This is a genomic window from Bradyrhizobium sp. AUGA SZCCT0283 (assembly GCF_018130385.1).
In the GTDB taxonomy this organism is placed as follows: Bacteria; Pseudomonadota; Alphaproteobacteria; order Rhizobiales; family Xanthobacteraceae; genus Bradyrhizobium.
This window is the reverse complement of sequence record NZ_JAFCLU010000001.1, coordinates 341,474-367,376: the sequence shown is the minus strand read 5'-3', so window position 1 is coordinate 367,376 and position 25,903 is coordinate 341,474. Positions and strand designations below refer to the sequence as shown.

24 protein-coding genes are annotated in these 25,903 nt (G+C 63.9%); 8 read left to right on the top strand and 16 right to left on the bottom strand.

Annotation, left to right across the window (positions count from 1 at the left end):
* Nucleotides 1-97: 97 nt before the first annotated feature.
* The 8 genes from JQ624_RS01720 to murJ all read right to left on the bottom strand — a co-directional run bounded on the left by JQ624_RS01720 (nt 98) and on the right by murJ (nt 6,786).
* Nucleotides 98-787 carry an HAD family hydrolase gene (locus JQ624_RS01720; protein WP_312014367.1) on the bottom strand — a complete coding sequence of 230 codons (690 nt, stop codon included), beginning with the start codon at nt 785-787 and terminating at the stop codon, nt 98-100.
* Nucleotides 788-805: 18 nt separating this feature from the next.
* Entirely contained in the window at nt 806-1,255 is a 450-nt protein-coding gene (locus JQ624_RS01715) for a Fur family transcriptional regulator (RefSeq protein ID WP_212417096.1), read from the bottom strand.
* 52 nt (nt 1,256-1,307) lie between these two features.
* Nucleotides 1,308-1,790: a ribosomal protein S18-alanine N-acetyltransferase gene (gene rimI, locus JQ624_RS01710; protein ID WP_212417095.1), complete on the bottom strand. Its 483-nt coding sequence runs from the start codon at nt 1,788-1,790 to the stop codon at nt 1,308-1,310.
* Nucleotides 1,787-2,491 (bottom strand): tRNA (adenosine(37)-N6)-threonylcarbamoyltransferase complex dimerization subunit type 1 TsaB, encoded by a 705-nt coding sequence (gene tsaB, locus JQ624_RS01705; RefSeq protein WP_212417094.1) that lies wholly within the window; start codon nt 2,489-2,491, stop codon nt 1,787-1,789. Before tsaB ends, rimI begins: the two co-directional genes overlap by 4 nt.
* 212 nt (nt 2,492-2,703) lie before the next feature.
* The gene (locus JQ624_RS01700) at nt 2,704-3,273 is read right to left on the bottom strand and encodes a NifU family protein (protein ID WP_212417093.1); all 570 of its coding nucleotides are present in this window, start codon (nt 3,271-3,273) and stop codon (nt 2,704-2,706) included.
* 115 nt (nt 3,274-3,388) lie between these two features.
* Nucleotides 3,389-3,883: a universal stress protein gene (locus tag JQ624_RS01695; protein WP_212417092.1), complete on the bottom strand. Its 495-nt coding sequence runs from the start codon at nt 3,881-3,883 to the stop codon at nt 3,389-3,391.
* A 91-nt stretch (nt 3,884-3,974) separates the two neighbouring features.
* A complete protein-coding gene (gene trpS / locus JQ624_RS01690) occupies nt 3,975-5,027 on the bottom strand; it encodes a tryptophan--tRNA ligase (RefSeq protein WP_212417091.1) in 1,053 nt (350 codons plus the stop codon).
* Nucleotides 5,028-5,226: 199 nt separating this feature from the next.
* Complete coding sequence (gene murJ / locus JQ624_RS01685) at nt 5,227-6,786, bottom strand: murein biosynthesis integral membrane protein MurJ (RefSeq protein ID WP_212417090.1); 1,560 nt, start codon at nt 6,784-6,786, stop codon at nt 5,227-5,229.
* 329 nt (nt 6,787-7,115) lie between these two features.
* Between murJ and JQ624_RS01680 the strand changes: the two genes are divergently transcribed.
* Both JQ624_RS01680 and JQ624_RS01675 read left to right on the top strand, forming a co-directional pair.
* Nucleotides 7,116-8,117, top strand: coding sequence for an adenosine kinase (locus JQ624_RS01680; RefSeq protein WP_212417089.1), 1,002 nt, complete (start codon nt 7,116-7,118; stop codon nt 8,115-8,117).
* A 260-nt stretch (nt 8,118-8,377) separates the two neighbouring features.
* Nucleotides 8,378-8,617 (top strand): CC0125/CC1285 family lipoprotein, encoded by a 240-nt coding sequence (locus tag JQ624_RS01675; protein WP_212417088.1) that lies wholly within the window; start codon nt 8,378-8,380, stop codon nt 8,615-8,617.
* 1,112 nt (nt 8,618-9,729) lie between these two features.
* Here JQ624_RS01675 and JQ624_RS01670 read toward each other — a convergent pair.
* Together JQ624_RS01670 and JQ624_RS01665 are read right to left on the bottom strand one after the other, a co-directional pair.
* The gene (locus tag JQ624_RS01670) at nt 9,730-11,424 is read right to left on the bottom strand and encodes an AMP-binding protein (protein ID WP_212417087.1); all 1,695 of its coding nucleotides are present in this window, start codon (nt 11,422-11,424) and stop codon (nt 9,730-9,732) included.
* A gap of 189 nt (nt 11,425-11,613) precedes the next feature.
* Nucleotides 11,614-12,807, bottom strand: coding sequence for a serine hydrolase (locus tag JQ624_RS01665; protein WP_212417086.1), 1,194 nt, complete (start codon nt 12,805-12,807; stop codon nt 11,614-11,616).
* Here JQ624_RS01665 and JQ624_RS01660 point away from each other — a divergent pair.
* From JQ624_RS01660 to JQ624_RS01650, 3 genes are all read left to right on the top strand, one after another.
* Nucleotides 12,806-13,066, top strand: coding sequence for a hypothetical protein (locus JQ624_RS01660; RefSeq protein WP_212417085.1), 261 nt, complete (start codon nt 12,806-12,808; stop codon nt 13,064-13,066). The two genes, JQ624_RS01665 and JQ624_RS01660, sit on opposite strands and share 2 nt — an antisense overlap.
* A gap of 87 nt (nt 13,067-13,153) precedes the next feature.
* Nucleotides 13,154-13,474, top strand: a complete 321-nt coding sequence (locus JQ624_RS01655) for a hypothetical protein (protein ID WP_212417084.1) — start codon at nt 13,154-13,156, stop codon at nt 13,472-13,474.
* 103 nt (nt 13,475-13,577) lie between these two features.
* The gene (locus tag JQ624_RS01650) at nt 13,578-15,071 is read left to right on the top strand and encodes an NAD-dependent succinate-semialdehyde dehydrogenase (RefSeq protein ID WP_212417083.1); all 1,494 of its coding nucleotides are present in this window, start codon (nt 13,578-13,580) and stop codon (nt 15,069-15,071) included.
* Between the two features lie 150 nt (nt 15,072-15,221).
* Here the strand turns inward: JQ624_RS01650 and JQ624_RS01645 are convergent, their stop codons facing one another.
* The 5 genes from JQ624_RS01645 to JQ624_RS01625 all read right to left on the bottom strand — a co-directional run bounded on the left by JQ624_RS01645 (nt 15,222) and on the right by JQ624_RS01625 (nt 20,731).
* Complete coding sequence (locus JQ624_RS01645) at nt 15,222-17,420, bottom strand: SulP family inorganic anion transporter (RefSeq protein WP_312014366.1); 2,199 nt, start codon at nt 17,418-17,420, stop codon at nt 15,222-15,224.
* 113 nt (nt 17,421-17,533) lie between these two features.
* On the bottom strand, nt 17,534-18,340 hold the full coding sequence (locus tag JQ624_RS01640) for a crotonase/enoyl-CoA hydratase family protein (RefSeq protein WP_212417081.1): 807 nt from the start codon (nt 18,338-18,340) through the stop codon (nt 17,534-17,536).
* Nucleotides 18,337-18,744 (bottom strand): VOC family protein, encoded by a 408-nt coding sequence (locus JQ624_RS01635; protein ID WP_212417442.1) that lies wholly within the window; start codon nt 18,742-18,744, stop codon nt 18,337-18,339. Before JQ624_RS01635 ends, JQ624_RS01640 begins: the two co-directional genes overlap by 4 nt.
* 82 nt (nt 18,745-18,826) lie before the next feature.
* Nucleotides 18,827-19,744, bottom strand: a complete 918-nt coding sequence (locus JQ624_RS01630) for a phosphoribosylaminoimidazolesuccinocarboxamide synthase (RefSeq protein ID WP_212417080.1) — start codon at nt 19,742-19,744, stop codon at nt 18,827-18,829.
* Nucleotides 19,745-19,813: 69 nt separating this feature from the next.
* Complete coding sequence (locus JQ624_RS01625) at nt 19,814-20,731, bottom strand: pirin family protein (protein WP_212417079.1); 918 nt, start codon at nt 20,729-20,731, stop codon at nt 19,814-19,816.
* 182 nt (nt 20,732-20,913) lie between these two features.
* Here JQ624_RS01625 and JQ624_RS01620 point away from each other — a divergent pair, with 182 nt between their 5' ends.
* The 3 genes from JQ624_RS01620 to JQ624_RS01610 all read left to right on the top strand — a co-directional run bounded on the left by JQ624_RS01620 (nt 20,914) and on the right by JQ624_RS01610 (nt 24,194).
* Nucleotides 20,914-21,480 carry a GNAT family N-acetyltransferase gene (locus JQ624_RS01620; protein ID WP_212417078.1) on the top strand — a complete coding sequence of 189 codons (567 nt, stop codon included), beginning with the start codon at nt 20,914-20,916 and terminating at the stop codon, nt 21,478-21,480.
* A gap of 77 nt (nt 21,481-21,557) precedes the next feature.
* A complete protein-coding gene (locus JQ624_RS01615) occupies nt 21,558-22,616 on the top strand; it encodes a helix-turn-helix domain-containing protein (protein ID WP_212417077.1) in 1,059 nt (352 codons plus the stop codon).
* 147 nt (nt 22,617-22,763) lie between these two features.
* Nucleotides 22,764-24,194 (top strand): serine hydrolase, encoded by a 1,431-nt coding sequence (locus tag JQ624_RS01610; RefSeq protein ID WP_212417076.1) that lies wholly within the window; start codon nt 22,764-22,766, stop codon nt 24,192-24,194.
* Between the two features lie 202 nt (nt 24,195-24,396).
* Here JQ624_RS01610 and JQ624_RS01605 read toward each other — a convergent pair whose 3' ends face one another.
* Nucleotides 24,397-25,767: an MmgE/PrpD family protein gene (locus tag JQ624_RS01605; RefSeq protein WP_212417075.1), complete on the bottom strand. Its 1,371-nt coding sequence runs from the start codon at nt 25,765-25,767 to the stop codon at nt 24,397-24,399.
* Nucleotides 25,768-25,903: the final 136 nt, after the last annotated feature.

Sequence of the window (25,903 nt, the reverse complement as noted above, 5' to 3'; positions counted from 1 at the left end):
AATTATCACCTGCGGGTCTCGCGCCCAGTTAACTCGCGGCAAGGTTGCTTGATCGGATGTCGGCGGCGACGCCGGACTTCAACCATGCGGTGCGAATCTAGTCGGCCATTCGACCGAAGCGCGCAATCAGATCGGGCAGTTGCCGCATATCGTCAAAGATCATGGCGGCGCCGGCGTCATGCAGCTTCTTGCCATATCCTTCCCGGCAATGGCTGCCGCCGTGGAAACCGAGCACGGGCATCCCTGCTGCGATGGCGCCCGCGATGCCGGCAGTGCTGTCCTCGATCACGAGGCAGCGTTCGGGCGCGGTCTGCATCCGTTCGGCGGCGAACAGAAACAGGTCCGGCGCCGGCTTGCCATGGCGCACCTGCACGGCGGAAAAAACATGCGGCGCGAACCGGTCGTACAGACCGGTGCGATTGAGACTGGCGCTGATTTTCTCCGGCGGCCCGCTCGATGCGACGCAGACGGGCTGCGCAATCTGCGCCAGGGCTTCGCCAATGTGAGGCGTGGCTTCCAGCGAAGTCGCAAACAACCGGAAAATCTCGGCATAGGTTTGGGCGGCGAAGTCATCCGGCAGGCTGCGGCCGAGTTCGGCTTCAACCTCGATCGTCGCCTGACGCATCGAGCGGCCGAGAAACCGTTCGAGCACCTGTTCCGCCGTGATCGGATAGCCGTGACGCGTCAGCGTCTCGGCATGGGCGCGGCATGAAATGACTTCGCTGTCGACCAGCACGCCGTCGCAATCGAAAATGACGAGATCGACGTTCGAGTTCAAGCCTTGCACGTCAAGCCTTGCACGCGGTCAGGATTTCTCTTCGTCGAGCGGGACGCAATACAGTTCGAGCCGGTGATCGACCAGCTTGTAGCCGAGCTTGCGGGCGATCTCGGCCTGCAATTTCTCGATCTCCTCGGAGGTGAACTCGATCACCTTGCCGTCGCGCAGATTGATCAGGTGGTCGTGGTGGCTGTCGGGCATCTGCTCGTAGCGCGCCCGGCCTTCGCGGAAATCGTGCCGCTCGATGATCCCGGCATCCTCGAACAGCTTGACGGTGCGATATACCGTCGAGATCGAGATCTTGTCGTCGACCGCGACACAGCGCCGGTAGAGTTCCTCGACGTCGGGATGGTCGACCGAATCGGCCAGCACGCGCGCGATCACCCGGCGCTGTTCGGTCATGCGCATGCCGGTGGCGGCGCAGCGGGCCTCGATACCGGTATTTTTATGCGCAGGCGGGGATTTCAGTGCGGGCATGATCTCAGGGCCTTCGGACGCAGGTCGGGGGTCTTTTGCCACCGTCCGCATATTACGACAAGTCACGCCGCATCAGAAGTGCATTCAATTGCTCGCCGCCGGGTTGCTGATAATAGCGCTCCCGGCGGCCAACGACCTCAAATCCGGCCCATTCATACAGGCGCCGCGCCGGCTGATTATTTTCTTCGACCTCGAGGAACACCTTGCGTACGCCGCGGCCCGCGAGATGACCGAGATGTGTCAGCAACAGGTTGCGCGACAGGCCACGGCCGCGTTGGGCCGCATCGATGGCGATCGACAATAACTCCGCTTCGTCAGCCGCCATGCGCGACACGGCAAAGCCGATGATCTTGCGCCCAAGTCTGAGCCGGTGAACGAGCGTATTGCGCTCGGTCAGCATGACCTCGAATTCGCCTTCGCCCCAGCCGCGGTGAAACGATGCGCCATGCAGTTGCGCCAGGCGCGCCGCGTCGCGCGGGCTGGCCGGTTCGATCACGGCCGTGCCGCCGCTCCACCAGTCGGAGAGCCATGTCATCGCGATGCCGGCGGCTGTGCTGCGGCGGACAGCGGATCCTTCGGCGGCTTGGCATCGGGCGCGCGCAGATAGTAGGGCCGTGCCGGTGAGCTTTCGGGATTGACGGCGGCACCCAGCCACGCCACCCAGGCGATATCGGGCGCGGCCTGCTGATCGACCTTGAACGGCGGCGGCGCATCGGCGGGCCAGCGGTCGGCCAGAATCTTCGCCGCGTTGCCGACCAGGTATGGCGCACCGAAGCGCGCCGCGTCGAGCGCTTCCGCGATCGGCGCGACCTTCGGCTTGATCAATGAACTGCCGTCGCCGGCCAGCGCCTGGAAATAGACGTGATCGTGCCGCGCATCGATCGCGGCGATGACAGGATGAGGTTCGTCATTCTCGCTGACGACGGGGGCGGCAAAAGCGGTCAACGTCGTCACGCCGACGACCGGCTTGCCGGCGGCGAGCGCAATGCCGCGGGCGGCGGAAAGGCCGACACGCAATCCGGTAAAGCTGCCGGGACCGGTCGTCGCGGCGATGCGGTCGAGCGCGGCAAAGGCGACGCCTGACGCCTTCATCACGCGCGCGATCAGCGGCATCAGGGCTTCGGCATGACCGCGCTTCATCGCCTGCGATTCCAACGCGATCACGCCGCCGGCGCTGGTGTCGAGCACGGCCGCGGCGCAGGCATCAAGCGCGGTATCGATGGCGAGGATCAACATGAGGGCAGGTATAGCAGACGCGCAATCATTACGTCATGTCTTGCGGCGTTGCCGGGCTAGCACAGGGTGGGCGAGACGCGCCCACCTCACAGGAGTTAGACCTCATCCTGAGGAGGCGCGTAAGCGCCGTCTCGAAGGATGAATGGCACCGGCCGGGCCACATGGTTCGAGACGCCGCTACGCGGCTCCTCACCATGAGGATCATCAGCTGATCACATCGGCCGGACTTCGACCACGTCGGACACGAAATGCTTCAGCAGATTCTGGATGCCGTGCTGCAGCGTCGCCGTCGAGGACGGGCAGCCGGCGCAGGCGCCCTTCATGTTGAGGTAGACGACGCCGTCCTTGAAGCCGCGGAAGGTGATGTCGCCGCCGTCATTGGCCACTGCCGGCCGCACCCGCGTCTCGATCAAATCCTTGATCGTCGCGACCGTATCGGCGTCGGCCTCGTTGAAGAACTCGCCCTCCTCGTCCATCGCCTCGTCGTTGCCGGCCGTCCCGTCCGCCAGAAGCGGCGCGCCGGACATGTAGTGCTCCATGATGGCGCCGAGGATCGCGGGCTTGAGGTGCTGCCAGTCGCCGTCCGCCTTGGTCACGGTGACGAAATCGTAGCCGTAGAACACGCCGGATACGCCTGATACGCCGAACAGCCTTTCGGCAAGCGGCGAGCGGGCGGCGGCTTCGCGGCTCGAAAATTCCATCGTGCCGGTGTCGAGCACGGTGCGGCCCGGAATGAATTTCAGGGTGGCGGGATTGGGCGTGGCTTCAGTCTGAATGAACATGGTTTTTCTCCGGCGTCGCCGGTTCAAGGCCGGCGCGTGGGTCTCCTGTAGCAGATGGCGACGGCGCGCGCACGGTCAAGGGGCGCAATCAGCAATTCTCCAAGCAAATCAAGCCTTAGGACAGTGCGTCGATGTCGGGATCGCTGAGATCGCCGGGAACGATGACGACCGGAATCGGGAACGAGCCGGCGACCTGCGCCATCATGCTGATCAACGGGCCGGGGCCCTCGGGGCCCGGATTGGCCGCCAGCACCAGCATCGAAATATCGACGTCCTTGTCGATCACGTCGAGGATCTGGGCGGTCGGCTCGCCCTCGCGAATCACCCGTTCCGGCGTGATCGCGGCAATCCCGTTGGCGCGGCCAGCAGCGCGATCGAGCGCCTCGTTCGCAGCGTCCTCGGCCTCGGCGCGCATGATGTCGGCGACTCCCAGCCATTGCTGGTTCTGGTCCTCGATTTCGATGATGCGCAGCATCACCACCCCGCCGCCGACGCGGATCGCCCAGCGGCTGGCGTAATAGACCGCGCGGTCCCATTCCGCGGTGTCGTCAACGATGACAAGGCATTTTGGCTTGTGACCCGTCTCGTAGCTTCGTCGCTGGGTGGTCATGCATGTCCCGGTGCTGCGCCAAACCGCCGCATGCTGCCACGGCGCAGCCGCCTTCGACAAGCGGCGTCGCGGCTATCAGAAGATGACGAAGCTAGCTCTTTCGGATGAAACCGACGATATCCCTGGTTGCTCGCATGGTTTCGTCGGCAATGACGCGCGCCCGTTCGGCGCCGTCGATCAATATTTTGTCGACATGGCCGGGGTCGGCGACCAGCCGTTTCATCTCGGAGGCGATCGGCGCGAGTTTGGCGACGCAAAGTTCCACCAGCGCGTTCTTGAAGCTGGAGAACTGCCCGCCACCGAATTCCTTCAAAACGTCGGCCTTGCTGCGCTCGGAAAGTGCGGCATAGATGCCGACGAGGTTGTCGGCCTCGGGCCGGTTCTCCAGCCCCTTTTCCTCCGACGGCAGCGGTTCCGGATCGGTCTTGGCTTTCCGGATCTTTTGCGCGATCAGGTCCGCATCGTCGGTCAGGTTGATGCGCGAATTGTCCGAGGCGTCCGACTTCGACATCTTCTTGGTGCCGTCGCGCAAGCTCATCACCCGCGTTGCGGGGCCGACGATAAAGGGCTCCGGCAGCGGAAAGAACAGGCCGTCATTGGCGCCGTGGCCGCGGATCGAATCGGCAAAGTCGTTGTTGAATTTTTGCGCGATGTCCCGCGACAGCTCCAGATGCTGCTTCTGGTCCTCGCCGACCGGCACATGGGTGGCGCGGTACAGCAAAATGTCGGCCGCCATCAGCACCGGATAGTCATAGAGACCCACCGACGCGTTCTCGCGGTCCTTGCCGGCCTTCTCCTTGAACTGGGTCATGCGGCTGAGCCAGCCGACGCGCGCGACGCAGTTGAATATCCAGGCCAGCTCGGCGTGGCCCGAGACCTGGCTCTGGTTGAACACGATGTGCTTGTTCGGGTCGATGCCGGCGGCGATGAAGGCCGCCGTCACCTCGCGGGTGTTGCGCGCGAGCTCCGCCGGGCCGCCCCAGACGTCGACGCCTTGCGTGATCGCGTGCATGTCGACGACGCAATAGATGCAGTCATGGGTTTCCTGCATCTTGACGAAGTTGACGATCGCGCCGAGGTAATTGCCAAGATGCAGATTGCCCGTCGGCTGGACGCCGGAAAAAACCTTTTCAACAAAAGCCATAGTCAGCTTCCTCAAGGATCCAATTTCGGATGCCTGTTTCGCGCTGTCGTTTGCCACGCAGGGGCTATCAGCGCAAGCCGCTAGAGTGGCGCGGTTCGCCTCAATGTAGCCCCTCGTGGTGAGGAGCGCGAAGCGCGTCTCGAACCATGAGGCCGCACTGAGGCCTTCATCCTTCGAGACGCGGCCGAACGGCCGCTCCTCAGGATGAGGGGTTGGAGTGGCCACGACGCCTTAGGGCGTTAACCGCCTCGCGCCAGCCGGTGACGCCGAAAAGCCTTAAGAACAGGCCGTAAACCACAATTCCCGCCGCTATCGCGGCCAGCAGGAGCACGGCCTGCACGAGGCCGTGCGCACTGGAGGCGAGGGCGGGCAGCGACCGCGTCGCCAGCCACAGCAGCGCGCCCATGGCGAGCGCGGATAGCGCGATGCGCGGCAGCCGCCGTTTTGCGTCTGCATCGATCGAGAATCCAAATGTCTCCGCGCCGCGGCGGATCAGGCTGAACGCCATGCTCCACGCGCCAAGCGCAATCGCCGCCGCAATGCCGTCGGCGCCGTGCCAGTGGCTGAGCAGGAAGGCTGCCGCGATCGCCAGCACCACGCCCTTCAATGCCGCGACCAGCGGCGTCATCGTATCCTCGCGCGCGAAGAACGCCGGCGACAAAGCTTTCACCAGCACATGCGCCGGTAGCGCCAGCGTCAGCCACATCAGCGCCCGCGCCGTCGCTTTGGTGTCATCGGTGGTGAAGGCGCCGTGCTCGAACAACAGCCGCACGATCGGCGCAGCTAACACGATCAGCCCGAGGGTTGCCGGCAGCGCCAGCCCGACCGCGAGTTCGAGGCCGCGCGATTCCGCGTAGCTGACGGCTGCGCGATCCTCACCGCGTACCGCGCGCGATAATTCCGGGATCAGCACCGTGCCCATGGCGACGCCGACAATGCCGAGCGGCAGTTCGACCAGGCGGCCCGCGAAATACAGCCACGATACCGCCGACGGCGACGACGAGGCGATGATCGCGCCGGCCACCATCAGGAGCTGCGGCGCGCTCGACGCCATCATGCCGGGCGCGGCCTTGGCGAGAAAGCCGCGGATTTCCGGATCGAATGAAATCCGCAACGGCGCTGCGATGCTCTTGCCACGGCGCAACACCAGAATGGAAAGCTGCAACAAGCCGGCAACGCCTGTGGTCGCGGCGACGATTTGCGCGGCTTGTACCGCATCCGGCCGTATGGCGAGCAGCACGGCCATGACAGCGATTAGCGCGATGTTGAACAATAGCGGCGAGAACGCCGTCAGCGCAAAGCGCCCTTGCGCGTTCAACAGCGCCATCATCACCGTCACGGGCCCGGCAAAGGCGAGATACGGCAGCATCAGCCGCGCATTGTCGACCGCAAGCTGCAGCGTCTCGCGGCCGGAAAATCCCGGCGCCAGCGCTGCAATGACAAGCGGCATCGCCAGCGCGAGCACCGCCGTGGCTGCGATCAGCGCTGATGTCACCGTGCCGAGCACGCGCCCCGCGAACGCCGCCGCGACTACAGCCCCACCGGTTTCACGCACCCGCAGCCATGCCGGCACCAGCGCCGCGTTCAACCCGCCCTCGGTCAACAGCCTTCTCACGACATTGACCAGCTGAAACGCCGCCAGGAACGCATCCGCCACCGCGCCCGCGCCGAGCAGCGCGGCAAGCGCCGAATCGCGCACGAACCCAAGCAGCCGCGAGGCCAGCGTTCCCGAGGATACCGTGAGAAACGAGCGGATCATGAGAGTTGCTGTATAGCAGCAGCCCGGCCTGCTGCCAGACCTCATCCCCGCGCAACGGCTTCGCCGTTGTCGCTGGAGGAGCCGCCACCGGGTCCGCGCGTAGCGCGGCCCGATGACAGGCTCCGCGGCGTCTCGAAGGATGTTGCCACAGACGGGCCTGCATCCTTCGAGACGCGGCGTAAGCGCCGCTCCTCCAGCGACAACGGCGAAGCCGTTGCGCGGGGATGAGGACCAGGCAGCCTTGCTGGCGCGGGGCCGATCTGGTAGGCCGCAGCCTTCTTGGCCGCGCTCGGCTTCTTCGCGCAAACAGCCGTAAACAGGACGGATGGATGACTGACGCAAAATACGACGTTCTCGGGATCGGCAATGCGATTTTCGACGTGCTGGTGCAGACCGATGAGGGGTTTCTGGCGCGCCACGGCATGACCAAGGGCGGCATGGCGCTGATCGACGAGGCCCGCGCCACCGCGATCTACCGGGATATGGGCCCGGCGACCGAAATGAGCGGCGGCTCCGGCGCCAACACCATCGTCGGTGTCGCCGGTTTCGGCGCGCGGGCCGCCTTCATCGGCAAGGTCAAGGCCGACCAGATCGGCACCCTCTACACCCACGATATCCGCTCAGCCGGCGTCGCCTTCGAGACCAGGGCGGCGGCTGATGGACCCGCCACCGGCTGCTCCTACATCCTGGTGACGCCGGACGGCGAGCGCACCATGAACACCTATCTCGGCGCCGCGCAGGACCTGTCGCCCGCGGACATCGATGAAGCGCAGATCGCAGCCTCCCGCATCCTCTATCTCGAAGGCTATCTCTGGGACCCGAAGAACGCCAAGGAAGCGTTCGTCAAGGCGGCTACCATCGCGCACGCCGCCGGCCGCCAGGTGGCGCTGACGCTGTCGGATTCCTTCTGCGTCGATCGCTATCGTGACGAGTTTCTCGACCTGATGCGCAAGGGCACGGTCGATCTCGTGTTCGCCAACGAGGCCGAACTGCACTCGCTGTACCAGACCTCGGATTTCGAGGGCGCGCTGAAGCAGCTGCGCACTGATGCCAAGCTCGGAATTGTCACCCGCAGCGAAAAGGGCTGTGTGGTGGCTGCGAAGGATGGCGTGACAGCCGTGCCGGCGTTCCCGATCGAAAAGCTCGTGGACACCACCGGCGCCGGCGACCTGTTCGCGGCGGGCTTCCTGTTCGGCCTCGTCCGCAACGCCGGCTATGAGGCGGCCGGCCGGCTCGGGGCGCTCGCCGCGGCCGAGGTGATCCAGCACATCGGGGCGCGGCCGCAGGTGTCGCTGAAGGAGCTGGCGGGGCAGAACGGGTTGCCGGTGTAGGGGGGAAAGGGCGCGACCTCTCTACCGTCATGCGATGCCGAAGATCGATCCTGCATCTACGCTCCGATCATGCGGAAAGGTTGTCGATAGCCTACGTTAGGCGTTCGACATGCAGGAACTGAGGACTGTTTCTCGTTGTCCCAACGTCGATGATACGAATCGTCCGAGATGCAGGTCCGTTAATCCGACTATTGGGTTAGGGTAAGTGCTTGATCGCGCCCCCTGGTTGCGAATAAATCAAAGCGGCTGGGGGCAAATCAATGCGTACACACGGAACCATCGCGTTCGTCGTCACGCTTAGCTTATTATTGATAGGCTGCGGTACGAAATATCAGGAGATGGGCTTTACGGGCGGTGTCTCAGCAGAGCAGATTACCAAAGACACCTTTCGTATCGTCGCGCGCGGAAATGGAAATACTCGCTCCACGACGATTCAGGATTACGCTCTCCTGAAGGCTGCCGAAACCACGAAGGCCGCGGGCGCAACGCATTTCGGATAATCAGCGCCGCTGATGCGACCACTGCTGCCACGGTCGTCGTGCCCGGAACAAGCACCACCACATTCAGCGGCAACACGGCTTATACGACGAGGTCGCCGGGATACGTCGACAACATCATCAAACCGGGCCAAGATGTCCACATACGAGTCTTAAAGCTCGCACCGGGCCAACAGATGCTAGGCGCCTATTCTGCCGACGAGATAATCCAATTCATTGGTCCAAGGGTGCAGCGGGACTAAAATGTCCCTCAGCACTGATTTGCCCGACGACGCAAATCAAAAAAGCGCCCTCCCGCAAAAATAATCCGCTTCTCGCCGAACCCAAATCACCCGTAAAACTTCCGCCATCCCGTCCCCCACAGAGGGGCGTTTCGCGATCGTCACTAAACGCGGGGCGGGGTGCGGTGGACGCGGCAGCGTCGGGCGCGCAAACGTCGTCGCAGGGCGGGCTCTTTGAGTTCGTGAGCGAAGGGACGGCACGCCGACGACCGATGCTAAAGCGCCTCGCGTCAGACTTTGGCGGGTGGGTACCAAGCCTGTCGAGGCCTCTGGCGTAGGGTGTGCCGCGTACGGCCAAGTCGTGTGGTCCTGGCACCCGTGGCTGGTGTCACGTCTGCGGAGGATGGGCCGGCCCGACCGGGCAGGCCCCATCCGTCAATCCGCTGACAACGGTGGCTAAAGGAATTCGCACACCGGGGAGAGCACGAAGTACGCCGTAAAACCATTGCGCAGGGAAGGCCGGATGCTCTCCGCTGGACCTGTATGCTCGTGTGCGCGTTTTTTTGGCGCAATTGCACACGGGACCGCGGGTGCAGCGCGCACCCGGTCTTCCCTGCGCCCTCTGTTCTTCAAGGGCGTGAAAAGTAAGGGCAAAGCTCGGGCGGAAGGCGTCGCGAGATCGCGAAGGTGTGTTTTTTCTCCCTCGCCCCGCGCTTGCGGGGAGAGGGTTGGGGTGAGGGGCTCTCTCAACGCACTCGACTCGCGGAGAGAGCCCCTCACCCGGCGCTATGCGCCGACCTCTCCCCGCGAAGAGCGGGGCGAGGTTACTGCGGGGCGCTGGCGCGGGCTGTTTGAAATCTCCAGGCCAAGAAGCGCCACCTTCCTTTTTCTTTTTCACGCCGTCTTCGCCGCCTTCAGCCCCAGCTTCGCTTCCACCGCGTCCCGCATCAGGAATTTCTGGATCTTGCCCGTCACCGTCATCGGAAACTCATCGACGAATTCGACATAGCGCGGGATCTTGTTGTGGGCGATCTGGCCGTGGCAGAAGGCGCGGACCTCGTCGGCGGTGAGCGTCTCGCCGGGCCGGGTGCGGATCCAGGCGCAGAGTTCCTCGCCATAGCGGTCGTCGGCGACGCCAAAGATCTGCACGTCCTGGATTTTGGGATGGCGATAGAGGAACTCCTCGATCTCTCTGGGATAGAGGTTTTCGCCGCCGCGGATCACCATGTCCTTGATGCGGCCGACGATGTTGCAATAGCCCTCGGCGTCGATGATGGCGATGTCGCCGGTGTGCATCCACCCCTGCGCATCGAGCACGTCGGCGGTCTTCTCCGCCTCGTCCCAATAGCCCAGCATCACACTGTAGCCGCGGGTGCAGAGTTCGCCGCGTTCGCCGCGCCGCACCACGCGCCCCTCGAGGTCGACGACCTTGACCTCGACATGCGGATGGATGCGGCCCACGGTCGACACCCGCCGTTCCAGCGGATCGTCGGTCGAGCTCTGGAAACTCACCGGCGAGGTTTCGGTCATGCCATAGGCGATGGTCACTTCGCCCATGTTCATCTCGTTGTTGACGCGCTTCATCACCTCGATCGGGCAGGGCGCGCCGGCCATGATGCCGGTGCGCAGCGATTTCAGGTTGAAGCGCGCAAACTCGGGATGATCGAGTTCGGCGATGAACATGGTCGGCACGCCGTAGAGCGCGGTGCATTTTTCCTTTTCGATCGTCTGCAGCGTCGCCAGCGGATCAAAACCTTCGCCGGGGTAGACCATGGTCGCGCCGAGCGTGACGGAGGCGAGATTGCCCATCACCATGCCAAAACAGTGATAGAGCGGCACCGGAATGCAGATGCGGTCCTGTTCCGTCAGCCGCATCGCGCGGCCGACGAAATAGCCGTTGTTGAGGATGTTGTGATGCGTCAGCGTCACGCCCTTCGGCGAGCCCGTGGTGCCGCTGGTGAATTGAATATTGACCGCATCGTCGAACTGCAGCGTCCTGGCGAGGTCGGCAAGCTGCTCGCGGTGCCGCGCGCCGCCCATTTGGGTCACGTCCTCGAAGGCGAGGGTGCCCGGACATTTGGGGCCGCCGATCTGGATTACCGCGCGCAGCTGCGGCAACCGCTGCGCCTGCAATTCGCCCGGCGGCGATGCCGCAAGCTCCGGCAGCAGTGTGTTCAGCATCTCCATGTAGTTGGAGGTCTTGAAGGCGGTCGCGGTGACGATCGCGGCGCAGCCGACTTTGGCCAGCGCGAATTCGAGTTCGCTCAGGCGGTAGGCGGGGTTGATGGTGACGAGAATGAGCCCCGCTTTCGCAGCGGCGAATTGCGTCAGCGTCCATTCCGGACGATTGAGCGACCACACCCCGATCCGCGCGCCGCGCTCGAGGCCAAGCGCGAGAAAGCCCGCAGCCAGCGCATCGACGCGTTGGGCAAATTCTTTCCAGGTCCAGCGCACGTCATGGCTTGGCGAAACCAGCGCCTCGCGATCACCCCAGCGCGCGGCGGCCTGATCGAGGCAGCGTCCGATGGTCTCGCCGAGCAGCGGCGCGTCGGCGGTGCCGGAGACGTAGCTGTTGAGGGGGTGGGTCAAGTGTGTTCCTCCATGCGTCAGGCATGCGTGCTGTGGGATCGAGGCGCTATGTCCGCGTCGTCATTGCGAGCGAAGCGAAGCAATCCATCGCGCCACAAAAAGGAAGAATGGATTGCTTCGTCGCTTGCGCTCCCTTGCGCAAGCGCTTCGCGTTTGTCGCAGGCAATGACGGTCTCTAACAGGCGCTCCTTACGCCGCGCGCTGGCCGCTGCCGGCATCGAGCCCGGCATAGACGCCGCGCTCAAACCCCGCAAAAGTTTCCAGCGCCTTGGCGTCGGCGAACGGCAACAGCTGCATCAGGATCACGCCAGCGACGTTGCGCGCCGGGTCAATCCAGAAATAGGTGTTGCCGAGGCCGGCCCAGGCGAGGCTGCCGGCGCTGCGGCCTTCCGGCGTCTTGGCGGTGTTGATCAGGAACGAGAGGCCCCACTTCTTGATGATGTCAGGATAGAGATCGACATCGTTGGTGTACATCGGCGCCGCCGTGGGCATCTTGCCCATGTTGAGCTCGCCGATGTTGTTCTGGCTCATCAGCGCGACCGTCTCAGGCTTGAGCAACTGGTTGCCGTTGGCGCGGCCCTTGTTGAGGATCATCTGGGTGAACCTGATGTAGTCGGCCGCCGTGCCGTAGAGGCCGCCGCCGCCCATGCAGAATTCCGGATTCTGCTCCAACTCGAATGGGATCGGCGCCAGCGATCCATCCTCGCCGCGCGCATGCATGCCGACCAGCCGCTGGCGCATGGCGTCGTTGATCTTGAAGCCGGTGTCGTTCATGCCGAGCGGCGTCAACAGGTTGTCGCGCAGATACGCATCGAGCCGCTTGCCGCTCACCGCTTCGATCGCCTTGCCGACGAAATCGATATTGATGCCGTATTCCCAGCGCGTACCGGGTTCGGTTGCGAGCGGGGTTGTCAGCGCGGCGTTCAGGCAGGAGATGACGCCGGGCGTGCTGGTCTTCTCCATGTATTTCCCGATGTCGCCGTTGAACAATTCGTAGGCGAAGCCGGCGGTGTGGGTCATGAGATGGCGCAGCGTGATCGGCTTCCTGGCGGGGCGCAGCTTCGGCTCGCCGCTGGCGTCAAAGCCTTCCAGCACCTTCGGGTTGGCCAGATCGGGGAGGATCTTGCCGATCGGCTCGTCGAGCGAGAGCTTGCCTTGCTCGACAAGCTGCATGCCGGCCGCGCTCGTGATCGCCTTGGTCATGGAGGCGATCCAGAACACGCTGTCAGCGGTCATTGGATCGTCCTTGGACAGGTCGCGCTTGCCGAACGCGCCCTGGTAGATCACCTCGCTGCCAGTCGCCGCCATCGCGACCACGCCGGGAATCTCCTTGGCCTCGCATTTCTGACGCAGAATCTGATCGATCTGGGCTTTGCTTTGCATGGTCACCTCCCGCTTTGATTTTTATGGAAGTGGAACGATCTTCCTCCCGGCCGCCTTATCCCGCAAGCGGCCGCGCGATCTCGTGATCGGCAAAGGGGGCTTGGCGTGGCGTGGGCAAGGGGCGCGGGTCCATCCGGCACAAAACTGCAACACCTTGCCGCAATCCGCGGTGGACGAATTGCAATGGCGCGGTGACCGGCTTAACCATCCACGATATCGTGATTTCGCCATGATTCCCGTCGCCGATTTTTTGCAGTAAAGCGTTCAGATTCCAGCACAAACGTTGCGCGTTGGCTGGCTCAATTGACGAAAATTGTCTCATTTCCGAACGTTTTGAAGGTGCGCAATGATTTCGACCTGGAGTGAATGGAAGCGGTATCCCCGTCCCGGACGGGGCGAGAACATCGAGGCGCCGATCACCCCCGGAATCTATGAAGTCCGCTATGCCGGCACCGGCGCGCTGCACTCCTTCGAGGCGGTCGATAACGTCGCCCAGGCACTGGCGCAGCTTTCGGTCGGGTCGAAATCCTGGTTCGGCCGCCGGGACAGCGCCAAGCTGCCGGACCTCGAATACCGGACGTGCGCGACCTCCTCGAAGGCGGACGCCAAGGCCGCGGCGCAACGCATGATCGGCCGCCGCGAAACCTATATGAGCGGCGCGGCCTGACCTCAAAATTGATTGACGCAGGGTTGCCTCAGCGGGCGGTGCATTGCTGACGATACGGGCCTATACTCGGACCAATCTCTCAAGAAAATCCGAGGAGTACGCCATGAACCCGCCCGTCGCCGCTCGCTCCCAAACCCCCACCCCCTCGTTGCACGATCGCCTGAAAGATCCCTCGCTGCTGCGCGACCGCTGCTACATCGACGGCGCCTGGGTCGGCACGCCGTCGCGCTCCGTCACCAACCCGGTCAACGGCGTGGAACTGGCGAAGGTGCCGGCCATGAGCACCGCGGAAGCAACCCAGGCGGTCGAGGCCGCCGAGCGTGCATTCCCGGCCTGGGCCAAGCTCACCGCCAAACAGCGCTCCAACACCTTACGCAAGTGGTTCGAACTGATCATCGCCAACCGCGAGGACCTCGCCCTCATCCTCACCTCCGAGCAGGGCAAGCCGCTGGCCGAAGCGCTCGGCGAGGTCGATATCGGCGGCGCCTATGTCGAATTTTTCGCCGAGGAAGCCCGCCGCGTCTATGGCGAAACCATCCCGACCCAGCGGCCGGATGCGCGCCTGCTCGCGATCAAGCAGCCGATCGGCGTCTGCGGTGCGATTACGCCGTGGAATTTTCCGTGCTCGATGATCACCCGGAAAGTGTCGCCGGCGCTCGCCGCGGGCTGCACCGTCGTGCTCAAGCCCGCCAATGAGACGCCGCTGACCGCGCTGGCGCTGGTCGCGCTCGCCGAAAAGGCCGGCGTGCCCAAGGGCGTGTTCAATATCCTCACCGGCAATTCGTCGGCGATCGGCAAGGTGCTGTGCGAGCACCCAGCCGTGCGCTTCATAGGCTTCACCGGTTCGACCGAAGTTGGAAAAATTCTCTATCAGCAGGCCGCCGTCGGCGTGAAGAAGCTCGGGCTCGAGCTCGGCGGCAACGCGCCGTTCGTGGTGTTCGATGACGCCGATATCGACGCCGCGGTCGAGGGCGCCATCGTCTCGAAATACCGCAACATGGGCCAGACCTGCGTCTGCGCCAACCGGCTCTACGCCCAGGACAAGATCTACGACCAGTTCGTCGAAAAGCTTTCCAAGAAAGTCGCGGCGATGAAGATCGGCGACGGCACCGAAGCGGGCGTGGTGCAGGGCCCGCTGATCAACATGGAAGCCGTCGACAAGGTCGAGAAGCACATCGCCGACGCGGTCAAGGGCGGCGCCAAGATCGTCACCGGCGGCAAGCGCCATGCGCTCGGCGGCAGTTTTTTTGAGCCGACGGTGCTTTCGAATGTGAAGCCGGACGCCCTCGTCGCGCACGAGGAAACGTTCGGTCCGCTGGCGCCTGTGTTCCGCTTCAAGGACGAGGCCGAGGTGATCGCGATGTGCAACAACTCGCCGTTCGGCCTCGCCTCCTACTTCTATTCCCGCGATCTCGGCCGCGTCTGGCGCGTCGCCGAAGCGCTGGAATCAGGCATGGTCGGCGTCAACACGGGCCTGATCACGACCGAAGTGGCTCCCTTCGGCGGCGTGAAGGAGTCGGGTCTCGGCCGCGAAGGCTCGCATCACGGCATGGAAGAATATGTCGAGATCAAATATGTGATGATGGCAGGGGTGTAGCCTCTACCCATCGTCGCCTCGGCGAAAGCGGGGACCCGTAGCCACAGGCTTCAGTTTTGAAGAAGGCTGGAGCCACAGCGACTGCAACAGCAGGCATCAGTGGTTATGGGTTCCTGCCTTCGCAGGGACGACCGGGCCGAAAAGGCCACCCTATCGCCGCAGCACCGCGATGGTACGGTTCGCGAAGGAAAGCCGCTCAGCCATCACGGACACAAAGTAAGTCAGGAGCTTTTGGCTCAGCTCAGGATCATCGGTCTTGATCGCCTCGAATTGATGCGTGTTCAGAACGTAGAGCACGCTTGCCAACTCGGCCTGGATCGTCGCGCTGCGCGGCGCGTGCGAGACGAGGCCCATCTCGCCGATCGTAGTATAGCGACCGAGGCTGCGCACCCGCGTGGTGCGGCCATCGTCGGCCGGCACCATGATGCCGACGCGCCCGTCGAGAATGAAATGCATGGAATCGGCGGCGTCGCCGGCGCGCACGATGATCTCGGCGGCGTCGACTTCGATGCGCTGGCAGCGGCGGATCAGTTCGTCGGCGTCGTCCTCGCTGTCGAGGATCTCGCTGAACCAGTCGCGCAGATTGGCCGCCTCCTGCGCAAGTCCCTGATGCTGGGTGATGATCTCGTTCTCGCACCATTCCAGCGCATGATCGAGTTCGTCGATCGTGGTGACGCCGTCGGTGATGAAGTCGCTCGAGCGCAGCACCTTCTCGGCGCCAGCGGGCAGATGCACCAGCACCAGATGGACGCCCAGATCATGCGCGCTGCGCTTGATCTGGGCAAAACTGTACGCTGCCGATGAATCGATGCCGGTGACGAGTTTGAAGTCGAACAGCAAATAGCGGCAGTCCGGCTGCTCCTGCAACAGCGCCTTGACGTGCTGATAGAGCCGGTTGGCGGAGCCGAAGAACAGGTAGCTCTGCAGGTTCAGGCCCTGGATCTTGCCGCCATGGGCCAGCAGCACCTCCTGGTGGTCGCGCGAGCGATCCAGCGAGCTGCGATATTCGGAACCGTCAAAGCCGAACTTGATCGCCTCGATCCGCGCTGCGCTGAACGCAAAGGTCGCGCAGCCGATGATGACGCCGATCAGAATGCCGGGGACGAATCCCCAGGTGACGATGATGACGATGATCGCGAGCAGCGAGAGATATTCGATCTTGGAGAGCCGCTTGCGCGATTCGATGATCCATTTGTGCAACTGGCCCGCGCCGAGATAGAGCAGAAGCCCGCCGAGCACGAATTTCGGCATGTAGCCGAGCAGGGCGGGTGCCACCGCCAGCATCAGCAGCGAGATGGCAGCAACCGTCAGGCCGGAAAGCCTGCCCCTGCCGCCGCTGCTGAAATTCAGGATGGTACGGCTGACCGATATGCAGCCGGCGTAGCCCGCGAGCGCGCCGGTCAGGATGTTGGCCAAGCCCGTGATGTTGAGTTCGCGTTCCAGATTGGCTTCGCGATGCACTGCGACTTCGATGCCGGTGGTGTTGAACAGGGTGCTGGCCGCCGTGACAAAGATAACGGCGACCAAATTGCCGAGCAGGTCCGGCACCCCCGACCAGGGATAACGGGAGAGCTCGTCGGCGCGCCACGGCAGCATGAACGCCGCCGGCGGCGGAGGCTGGAAAGTCCAGCCGATGGCGCGGGCCTGTTCGGAGGAGATGCCGATGATCCAGAACGCCAGATGCGCCGCGATCACGCCGCCAATCAGGACGATCGGCAGGGCGAACGGGCCGCGCGAACGGTACGAGGTCAGGTACAGCACCAGCGCCATCACACAAGCCGAGCTCAATTCCGAGATCGTGATGACGTTGGTGAAACGAGGCAGCGTGCTCAATTGCACGGGATGATCGGTGATCACGCGGACGGCGCCCAGCACGATCAGAAGCCCGGTCGCGCCCAGGAACCCGCCGACCACGGGATAGGGTACGTAGCGGATGGCGCGGCCCATCCGCGTCAGGCCGAGGCCGCACAGCACGATGCCGGTCACAACGGTCGACAGGGCGAGCGTGATCAGCACGGGCGAAAGCAGTTGCGCCGACGGATCGGCCGCGACGATGCGCTCGACCAGCGATGCGGCCATGATCCCGGTCACCGCCGCGGTGGCGCTGTCGGGGCCGGCGACCGCAAATGGCAGGGAGCTGCCAAGCGCGATGATGGTCGCAATCACGGCAGAGCTGATGAAGGTTGCCGCGATGCCATAGGACAAATACGGCGACAGCGGCCCCGCGAAGACCAGCAACGCATAGGACAGGCCGAATGTAATGCCGAGGACGCTCGATGCGCTCCCACCAAGAATATCATTGATGGCTCGCTTTGCCCGCGAGCCGAAATAGACTGATCGACTAATCACGCAAAAAAATAGCCCCAAAATTCCGCACGTTAGTCGTAGACGAGGCCGGCGTGGGACGACAACAACAATTTTATGACAACGGGGCTCTCAACAGGCAGCAGGGCCGCCCGCCGTCAGTCCGTCCCCATGTCGCTGCCGAACTTGCCGTGGCGGCCGACGCCGGAAGCAAAGCGCGTCGCTCCCGACAGCGTTTCGCCCGAGGCGATCACTTCCAGCCCGCCGCGCATTTCGTTGGCGATGGCCTCTTCCTCCGAGAGGTCCCATTGCCGCAGCGCCGACAGCCGGTCGGCGCGCAGGCACTTTTGCGGGAAGCGCGCGATCTCCCGCGCCAGCGCGATCGCATGCGCGCACGCCTCGCCGCGGCCGACGACGCGATTGGCGAGCCCCATGCGCAGCGCCTCCTGTGCGCCGACCGGGCGGCCGGTGAGGATCAGATCGATCGCCTGGGAATGGCCGATCAGCCGCGGCAGGCGGATGGTGCCGAGATCGATCAAGGGCACGCCAAAACGGCGGCAGAAAATGCCGAAGGTGGCGTCGTCTGCGACCACGCGCATATCCGCCCACAGCGCGAGCTCCATCCCGCCGGCCACCGCAAAACCTTCCACTGCAGCAATCACGGGCTTTGACAGCCGCAGCCGGCTCGGCCCCATCGGTGCGATCGTGTCGTGTCCGCCGAGCTCACGCTTTTTGTTCGGGTCGCCCGCCGCCACCGCCTTGAGATCGGCGCCCGCGCAGAAATAACCGCCGGTGCCGGTGAACACGGCGACCGACGCTGCTTCATCGGCGTCGAAGGCGAGAAACGCATCATAAAGTTTCCGCGCGGTCGCGCCATCAACGGCATTGCGGCAATGCGGGCGGTTGATGGAAACGATGGTGATGGGACCATCGCGTTCGACCAGCACGCTGTCGGTCTCGGTCATGTCTGCGCTCCCGCGTTAGGTTGAAGTAGATCCCAGAGGTTGCCATAGAGATCCCTAAAGACGGCAACCGTGCCGTAGCTTTCTACCTTTGGCTCCCGGACAAAGATGACGCCCTTGGATTTGTAGGCGTGAAAGTCACGCCAGAAATCGTCGGTTTGGAGGAACAGAAATACGCGGCCTCCGGTCTGATTTCCAATACGAGACGCCTGCACGTCATCTACGGCCCGCGCAAACAGCAGACATGACCCGGTCGAACCTCGCGGGGCCACGACGACCCAGCGTTTGCCTTGCGCTGGAATCGCCGTGTCTTCGATCAGGGCAAATCCGAGTATATCGACATAGAAATGAATTGCCTCGTCGTAATCGCGCACCACGAGAGCTACTTGGCCAATTGTCTGCCGCATTACGACGGGCTGATCGTCTGCTCCGGTCATATTCATCCTCAATCACGGGATGATGATTTCATTCGCTCGGATCGATTGGTGTTTAGGGAATTTTGAGTTCCGTCCCCGTCACCCGCCGATACGCTTCGAGATAACGCTTGCTCGTCGCGTCCACCACGCTGTCCGGCAGCGGCGGGGGCGGGGCGTCGCCGTTCCAGCGGCCGGCGCGGCGCTCGGCGTCGAGATAGTCGCGCAGCGGCTGCTTGTCGAAGGAGGGCTGCGGCCGGCCCGGCTTGTAGACGTCGGCGGCCCAGAACCGCGAACTGTCCGGCGTCATCACCTCGTCGATCAGGATGATGCGGCCGTCCGCCGCGCGGCCGAACTCGAACTTGGTGTCGGCGATGATGATGCCCTGGTGACGGGCAATCCGTTCGCCAAAATTATAGACCGTGCGCGCCATGCTCTCGAGTTTTTCGGCGACGTCGTTGCCCAAAATCTCGCGCATCCGCGCGATCGTGATGTTTTCGTCGTGGCCGGTCTCGGCCTTGGTGGCCGGGCTGAAGATCGGCGCGTCGAGCTTTTCGCTTTCCGCCAGGCCAGGCTTGAGCTGCTCGCCTGCGAGCGTGCCGGATGCCGCATACTCTTTCCAGGCTGAGCCCGAGATATAGCCGCGGATCACGCATTCCACCGGGAAGACGGTGGTACGCCGGCACAGCATCGCGCGCCCGAGAATATCGGCGCGGTGCTCCTTCAGCGCGGGCACTTCACGGATGATCTCGTCCGCATCGGCGCTGATCATGTGATGCGGCACCACGCCTTCGAGCTGGCGGAACCACCACGCGCTGATCTGCGTCAGCACCGCGCCCTTCATCGGAATGGTCTCGGCCATCACGACATCGAACGCGCTGATGCGATCGGTGGTGAGCAGCAGCACGCGGTCGTCGCCGACGGCATAGATATCGCGCACCTTGCCGCGGCCGATCCGGGGCAGGGGCAAATCGCTGGCGAGCATCGCGTTCATTCGGTTGGGCTTTCGAGCAGGCGTGCTGGCGCGGGCGTCAGCGCGGAAATGAGAAAACGGAGCAATAGCCTACTCCGGCAGTGGAATGAACTCGTGTTCCTGGGGAACGGCGGCAAAACGGCCGGTTTTCCAGTCCTGTTTGGCCTGCTCGATCCGCTCCTTGCTGGAGGAGACGAAATTCCACCAGATATGGCGCGGCCCCTCCAGTGCATCGCCGCCCAGAAACATCATCCGGGTCGGCTTCACGGCCTTCACGGTAATGCGGTCGCCGGGCCGGAAGATCAGGAGGCGCGGCCCCTCATAGCGCTCGCCAGCAATCTCGACCTCGCCATCGACCAGATAGATCGCGCGCTCCTCATGGTCAGGATCGAGCGGCACGCTGGTCCCGCCCTGTGCCGTCACTTCGCTATAGAACCACGGCGACACCATGCTGACCGGCGATTTCACTCCAAAGCCGTGGCCTGCGATGATGCGCGCGGTAAAGCCATTGTCCTTGACGGTCGGCAGCTGTTCAGCCGCGTAGTGCTGGAACGACGGCGCGATCTCTTCCGATCCGGCCGGCAGCGCGATCCAGCTTTGCAACCCCAGCATCTTCTGCCCGTCGCGGCGCTGCACGTCGGGCGTGCGTTCGGAATGTGCGATGCCGCGCCCGGCCGTCATCAGGTTCATGGCGCCGGGCTGGATCTCCTGGATGTTGCCCTCGCTGTCGCGGTGCATGATCGAGCCGTCGAACAGATAGGTGACGGTGGCAAGCCCGATATGCGGATGCGGGCGCACGTCGATGCCCTTGCCGGCGATGAATTGCACGGGGCCGAAATGATCGAAGAAGATGAAGGGGCCGACCATCTGTCGCTTGCCATGCGGCAGCGCGCGCCGCACCACGAAGCCATCGCCGAGATCGCGGGTGCGCGGCACGATGATGAGGTCGAGCGCATCGCAGGTCTTGGGATCGCCGAGCACGGGATCGTTGGAGGGTTGCCAGCTCATGGGGGACTCCTTGATGTTTTGTGCGACTATAACAGCAACTGCGGGATAGACCTATGGGCGACGGCCTCTCCGTGTCATTGCTTCGTCGCTTGCGCTCCCTTGCACAGACGCTTGCGTTTGTCGCAGGCAATGACGACGGTAAGCACGTGGATAGAGAATAATAAGGCAAAGGCAGGAAACCGATGATCCCTCCGCTTAAGCCCGGCGCGAAGCTTCTGAAGGTCGATGGTCCCGTCATCGAGACCGCGCGCCTGATCCTGCGGCCATGGCGCAGCGGCGACATTGCCGCGAATACGGCGATGCTGTCCGATCCCGATACCGCGCGCTACATCACGCCTGACGGTATCGCGATCACCACCGAGAACGGCGGATGGCGTAACGCGGCCATCATTTCAGGCCATTGGGCGCTGCATGGTTTTGGCATGTTCGCCGTCGAGGAAAAATCCAGCCGCCGCTATGTCGGCCGCGTCGGGCCGTGGTGCCCGCCACAGTGGCCGGGCTTTGAGGTCGGCTGGGGCATCGATCGCGCATACCGCGGCAAGGGCTACGCGGTGGAAGCGGCGCGTTCGTCGATTAACTGGGTGTTCGCGACCTTCGAGATCGACGAAATCATCCATTGCATCGAACCCGCCAACGCGCCGTCGCAAGGCGTCGCGCGGCGGTTGGGGGCGAGGAGAGATGGCGAAGTTGATTTGTTCGGCAAGACCAGCGACCGCTGGGTGACTTCGCGCGATCGCTGGAAAGGTTAATCGGCGTAATTTGAACCAGGCGACAATTCGCATTAGATTATTGACGCGCGGATGATCGCGCGAACGGGCCCGATCGGATGATGCTTTCCACCATCGACATCGCCTTGCGCGGCGCCACCGTGGCGCTGCTGCTGGTGCTGGCGGCGTCGCTGTTTCGCGGTTTCGGAACGGTGCTTTCCGGACGGCTCGCAGCCGCCTTCGCCTTGGGGTCGGCGGCGCATGCCCTGAGCTATTCGATCGGTGCGCCGCCGCCGGTGTCGCCGGCGCATGCGCCTCTGATCGCGCTATCGACGGGCAATGTCGTGGTGTTCTGGCTGTTCACGCGGGCGCTGTTCGATGAAACGTTCAAGCTGCGCTGGTGGCACGCGCTGGTGTGGGCGGCAGTCGCAGCCTTCAGTTTCGTCAATTGCATGTGGCTTGCGCCGGCATCCGGTGCGCGGCTGTCCATCATCGCGATCAATCTGATTGCGCTCGGTTTCATCGCGTTGGCCGTTACGCAGACCGTCGCCTCCTGGTCGTCCGATCTGGTCGAACGCCGTCGCAGCGTCCGCGTCTTTATCGTTAGCGCTGCGGCACTCTATGGCGGGCTGAATGCGGTTCTGCAGATCGCGATGTCCGGCAGCGGCAGCGCTGAAATCGCCAACACGGTGAATTTGGCCGTTCTGGCCGGTGTGGTGGCCGCGATCTGCTATGCGATGATGCGCGTCGATGGCGCCGATCTGTTCCCGGCCGCGCCTGAAATTCAGGCCGATGCCAGCGATGTCGCGATTGTCGAATCCAGCGCCGACCAGAAACTCATCGATGCGCTGATGCGGCTGATGGCCGACGAACGCATCTACCGTCACGACAACGTCACCATCGGAACGCTGGCGACCAAGCTCGCCATCCCCGAATACCGGCTGCGGCGGCTGATCAACCAGCGGCTCGGCTACCGCAATTTCAACGTCTTCCTCAACGAGCACCGGATCGCGGAAGCCAAGGCGGCCCTTGCCGATCCCAGCCAGGCCGAAGTCCCCGTCATTACGATTGCGATGGACGCCGGCTTCCAGTCGCTTGGGCCCTTCAACCGTGCCTTCAAGGCCACCACCGGCGTCACGCCGACCGAATATCGCCGGCTCAAGGTGACCGCGGCCTGATCTTTATACCATTGCAATTACTGTATTATTTTGGAATCGGCGAGGTGCTTCCAGGTTCGGCCAAGGCGATTTCCAAATCCGGCGAGCCGCGATGAATGCTCACGCCATCATGTCCGGCACGCGCTTTTGCGTCATGCCGGAGGCCCCATGAAACGACGAAATCTCATCCTCATCCTCGCCAGCACCACCGCTCTCAGCGCGCTCGCGCTCCCAGCCGCCCGCGCCCGTGACGTGCCGAAGGTCGCGACCGGCTTCGTCGCCAACGTGGTCTGCACCGAGACCTTCGTCTCCGGCCTCGACCCCGCGCGCGTCTTCGCCGAGACCATGTCAGCCATGCCCGGCACCGGGCTGATTTCCTGGGCGCTCGACTACCGCGTCGATCGCGTGCGCAAGGACGTCACGGTGACGCTGTTCGGCCTGGGCCGAAGCCACGCCGTTTACCGCGGCGAAGGCCTTGGCTGCTATCTCGATCACGGCGGGACGGTCGCCGACATCTCGGTGCCGGCGGCCGATGCGAAGGCGGCGCTGCTGCCTGACATCGCCGGTCCATCGATGGTCGCGCCGCAAACGCCGCAACTGGCTGCGGCGCTCGACCGCGCGTTTGCCGAGCCGGACAAATCGACGCTGCGCAACACGCGGGCGATCGTGGTCCTGAAGGAGGGGCGCGTCGTTGCCGAGCGCTATGCCGACGGCATCGACATCGACACGCCGCTGCTCGGATTCTCCGCCACCAAATCGGTGATCTCTGCGCTTGCCGGCATCCTCGTGCGCAAGGGCGCGCTGAAGCTGCACGAGCCGGTGCCGATTGCAGCGTGGCAAGGTCCGGACGATGCAAGGCGCGCCATCACGCTCGATCATCTGCTGCGCCACACCGCAGGCCTCGCGCTCGGCAGTTCGCTGCAGGCGTCGCTGGCGTCCGCGCTCGAGCCGGTCAACCGCATGAAATTCATGGAATCGGATATGGCGGCCTATGCGGAAAGCATACCGCTGCAGTCAGCGCCGGGCACCTCGTGGAATTATCACGACGGCAACACCGTCATCCTCAGTCACGTGATCCGTCAGGCTTCAGGCGGCAGCGCGTCCAAAATGATGCGCTTCGCGCGGCAGGAATTATTCGATCCGCTCGGCATGCGCGACGTGACGATCGAGTTCGACGCGTCGGGCAATGCGGAGGGATCGAGCCAGATGCTGGCAAGCGCGCGCGACTGGGCGCGCTTCGGCCAGCTCTATCTCAATGACGGCATGGTCGGCGGCAAACGCATCCTGCCGGAGGGGTGGGTGAAGTATTCGGCTTCGCCGACGCCGAACGCCTGGGTCGGCCAAAGCGCGGGCTTCTGGACCAATCTCGGCGACAGCTTTGGTGCCAGCTACCGCACCGAACGCGGCTGGCCGCGCGATTCGTTTTTCGCCAAAGGCACGATCGGGCAATATGTGATCATCGTGCCGTCCGAGCGGCTGGTCATCGTGCGGCTCGGCCGCTCGCCGAACTGGCCGCCGGAAGCCGATGGCGTGTTCGATCTCGTGCGCGACGTCGTGGCAGTGACCGGCAACAAGGGGAAGCTGGCAGGAGCGAATTGATTGTTCTGCGCAAATCTTCCTTCACCCCTTGTGGGAGAAGGTGGCGCGAAGCGCCGGATGAGGGGTTCTAGCCGCGAATACCAATGCGAGAGCTTCACTCGCGGAGAGAACCCCTCACCCGTCTCAATCGTGCTTTGCACGATTGATTCACCGTCTCCCACAAGGGGAGAGGGGAATACGGCCGATGCGGCGCTAGCTCAGTCTACTGCCTTCCCAACTGCGTGGCCTTCTCGACGCGATCGAATCTCTCAAGGGAAAGGATCGCGTCGGCGAGCTGGTCGGCGCGGCCGTTCAGCACGGGGCGGGCGAGCGTGAGGAATTTCTGCTGCATCGCCTGTGCGTCCGGGAACGAATTCGGCTCGCCGGAGGGATCGGCATAGAGCCGCTCATGCACGGCGTCATCGGTGGTGATCGAGACACGCGCGCCAAAGGGGTGGGTGCGACCGATCTCGAGGCGATCATCCTGGACTACGTCGAACTTGTCGGCGAGCGCATTCACCGCGGCGTCGCCGAGCCGGTCGTAATCGTCCCAGCCGAAGCTGCCCTGGTCGAGCGCCAGCGCGCCGGTGAAGAACATCGAAAACTGTCCGCCGACGATCGAGGTCGGATGCCGCTTGGTGGCGGCGTCGCCCGTCAACGTGATGCCGTTGCGGTGCAGGCCGATCTCGACGCGCTTGATCTGGTCGGGTGTCAGATTGTGCTCGCGGCGCATCGCGATCAGCGCATCCAGCGCCGCATGGGTATAGCGGCAGCTCGGATACGGCTTCACGCCGATCTTGAGCGTTTCATAGGTCTTGCCGAGGCCGGCGGTCGCCTTGTCGGGGTGGGCGTCGTCGCTGTAGCCGACCAGGAGGCCATGCTTGCCCTCGACCGATTCGCTCGATCCGACAAAATCGCTGCGCGCCAGCGTTGCCGCGATGACGCCGTTCATCGCGGCCGCCCCGACCTGGTAGCGCTTGTTCCAGGCTCCGTTGACGAGAAACTGAAGCGAGCCCGCGGCCTGGCTGCCGGACACGCCGAAAGCGGATATCATCTGGTCCTTCGACAGGCCAAACAGTTTTCCCGCCGCCGCCGCCGCGCCATAGGTCCCCGCCGTCGCGGTCGGGTGGAAGCCGCGCGCATAATGCGAGGTCGGATCGAGCGCGTTGCCGAGCCGGCAGCACACTTCGTAGCCGGCAACAATCGCAGTCAGCACGTCGCGACCGGAGGCGCCAACCATTTCGCCGACCGCGAACGCCGCCGGCACCACGGGCGCGCTTGGGTGCAGCGAGGAGTCCGCATGCGTGTCGTCGAAATCAAGGGAATGGCCGAGCGCGCCGTTAAGGAGTGCGGCGACCGCGGGCGTCCAGGTTTTGCTGTCGCCGAACACGGTGGACTCGCCCTTGCCGTCGAGCGCCAGGGCTTCCAGCATCTTGAGTAGCGAGGGGGTGGATTCCGCATCGCGCCGCGCGCGGATCGTGCTGCCGAGGAAATCGAGCGTCAGCACCTTGGCGCGCTCCAGCACCTCCGGCGGGATGTCCGCAAATTTCAGGTCGGCGACGTAGGCTGCGAGCGTTGCGGTTTCGTTGGCCATCGTGTTTCCTCGTATTTGCCGCGCAGGGTAGGCGGGCGGACTTGACCTTTCAAGCCGCCTCCCCGTCGCGGGCATCAGCCATGCCTGGCGTCGTCTAGCACAGGCACGGCATGCAGATTCCGGAATGCGGCGCATG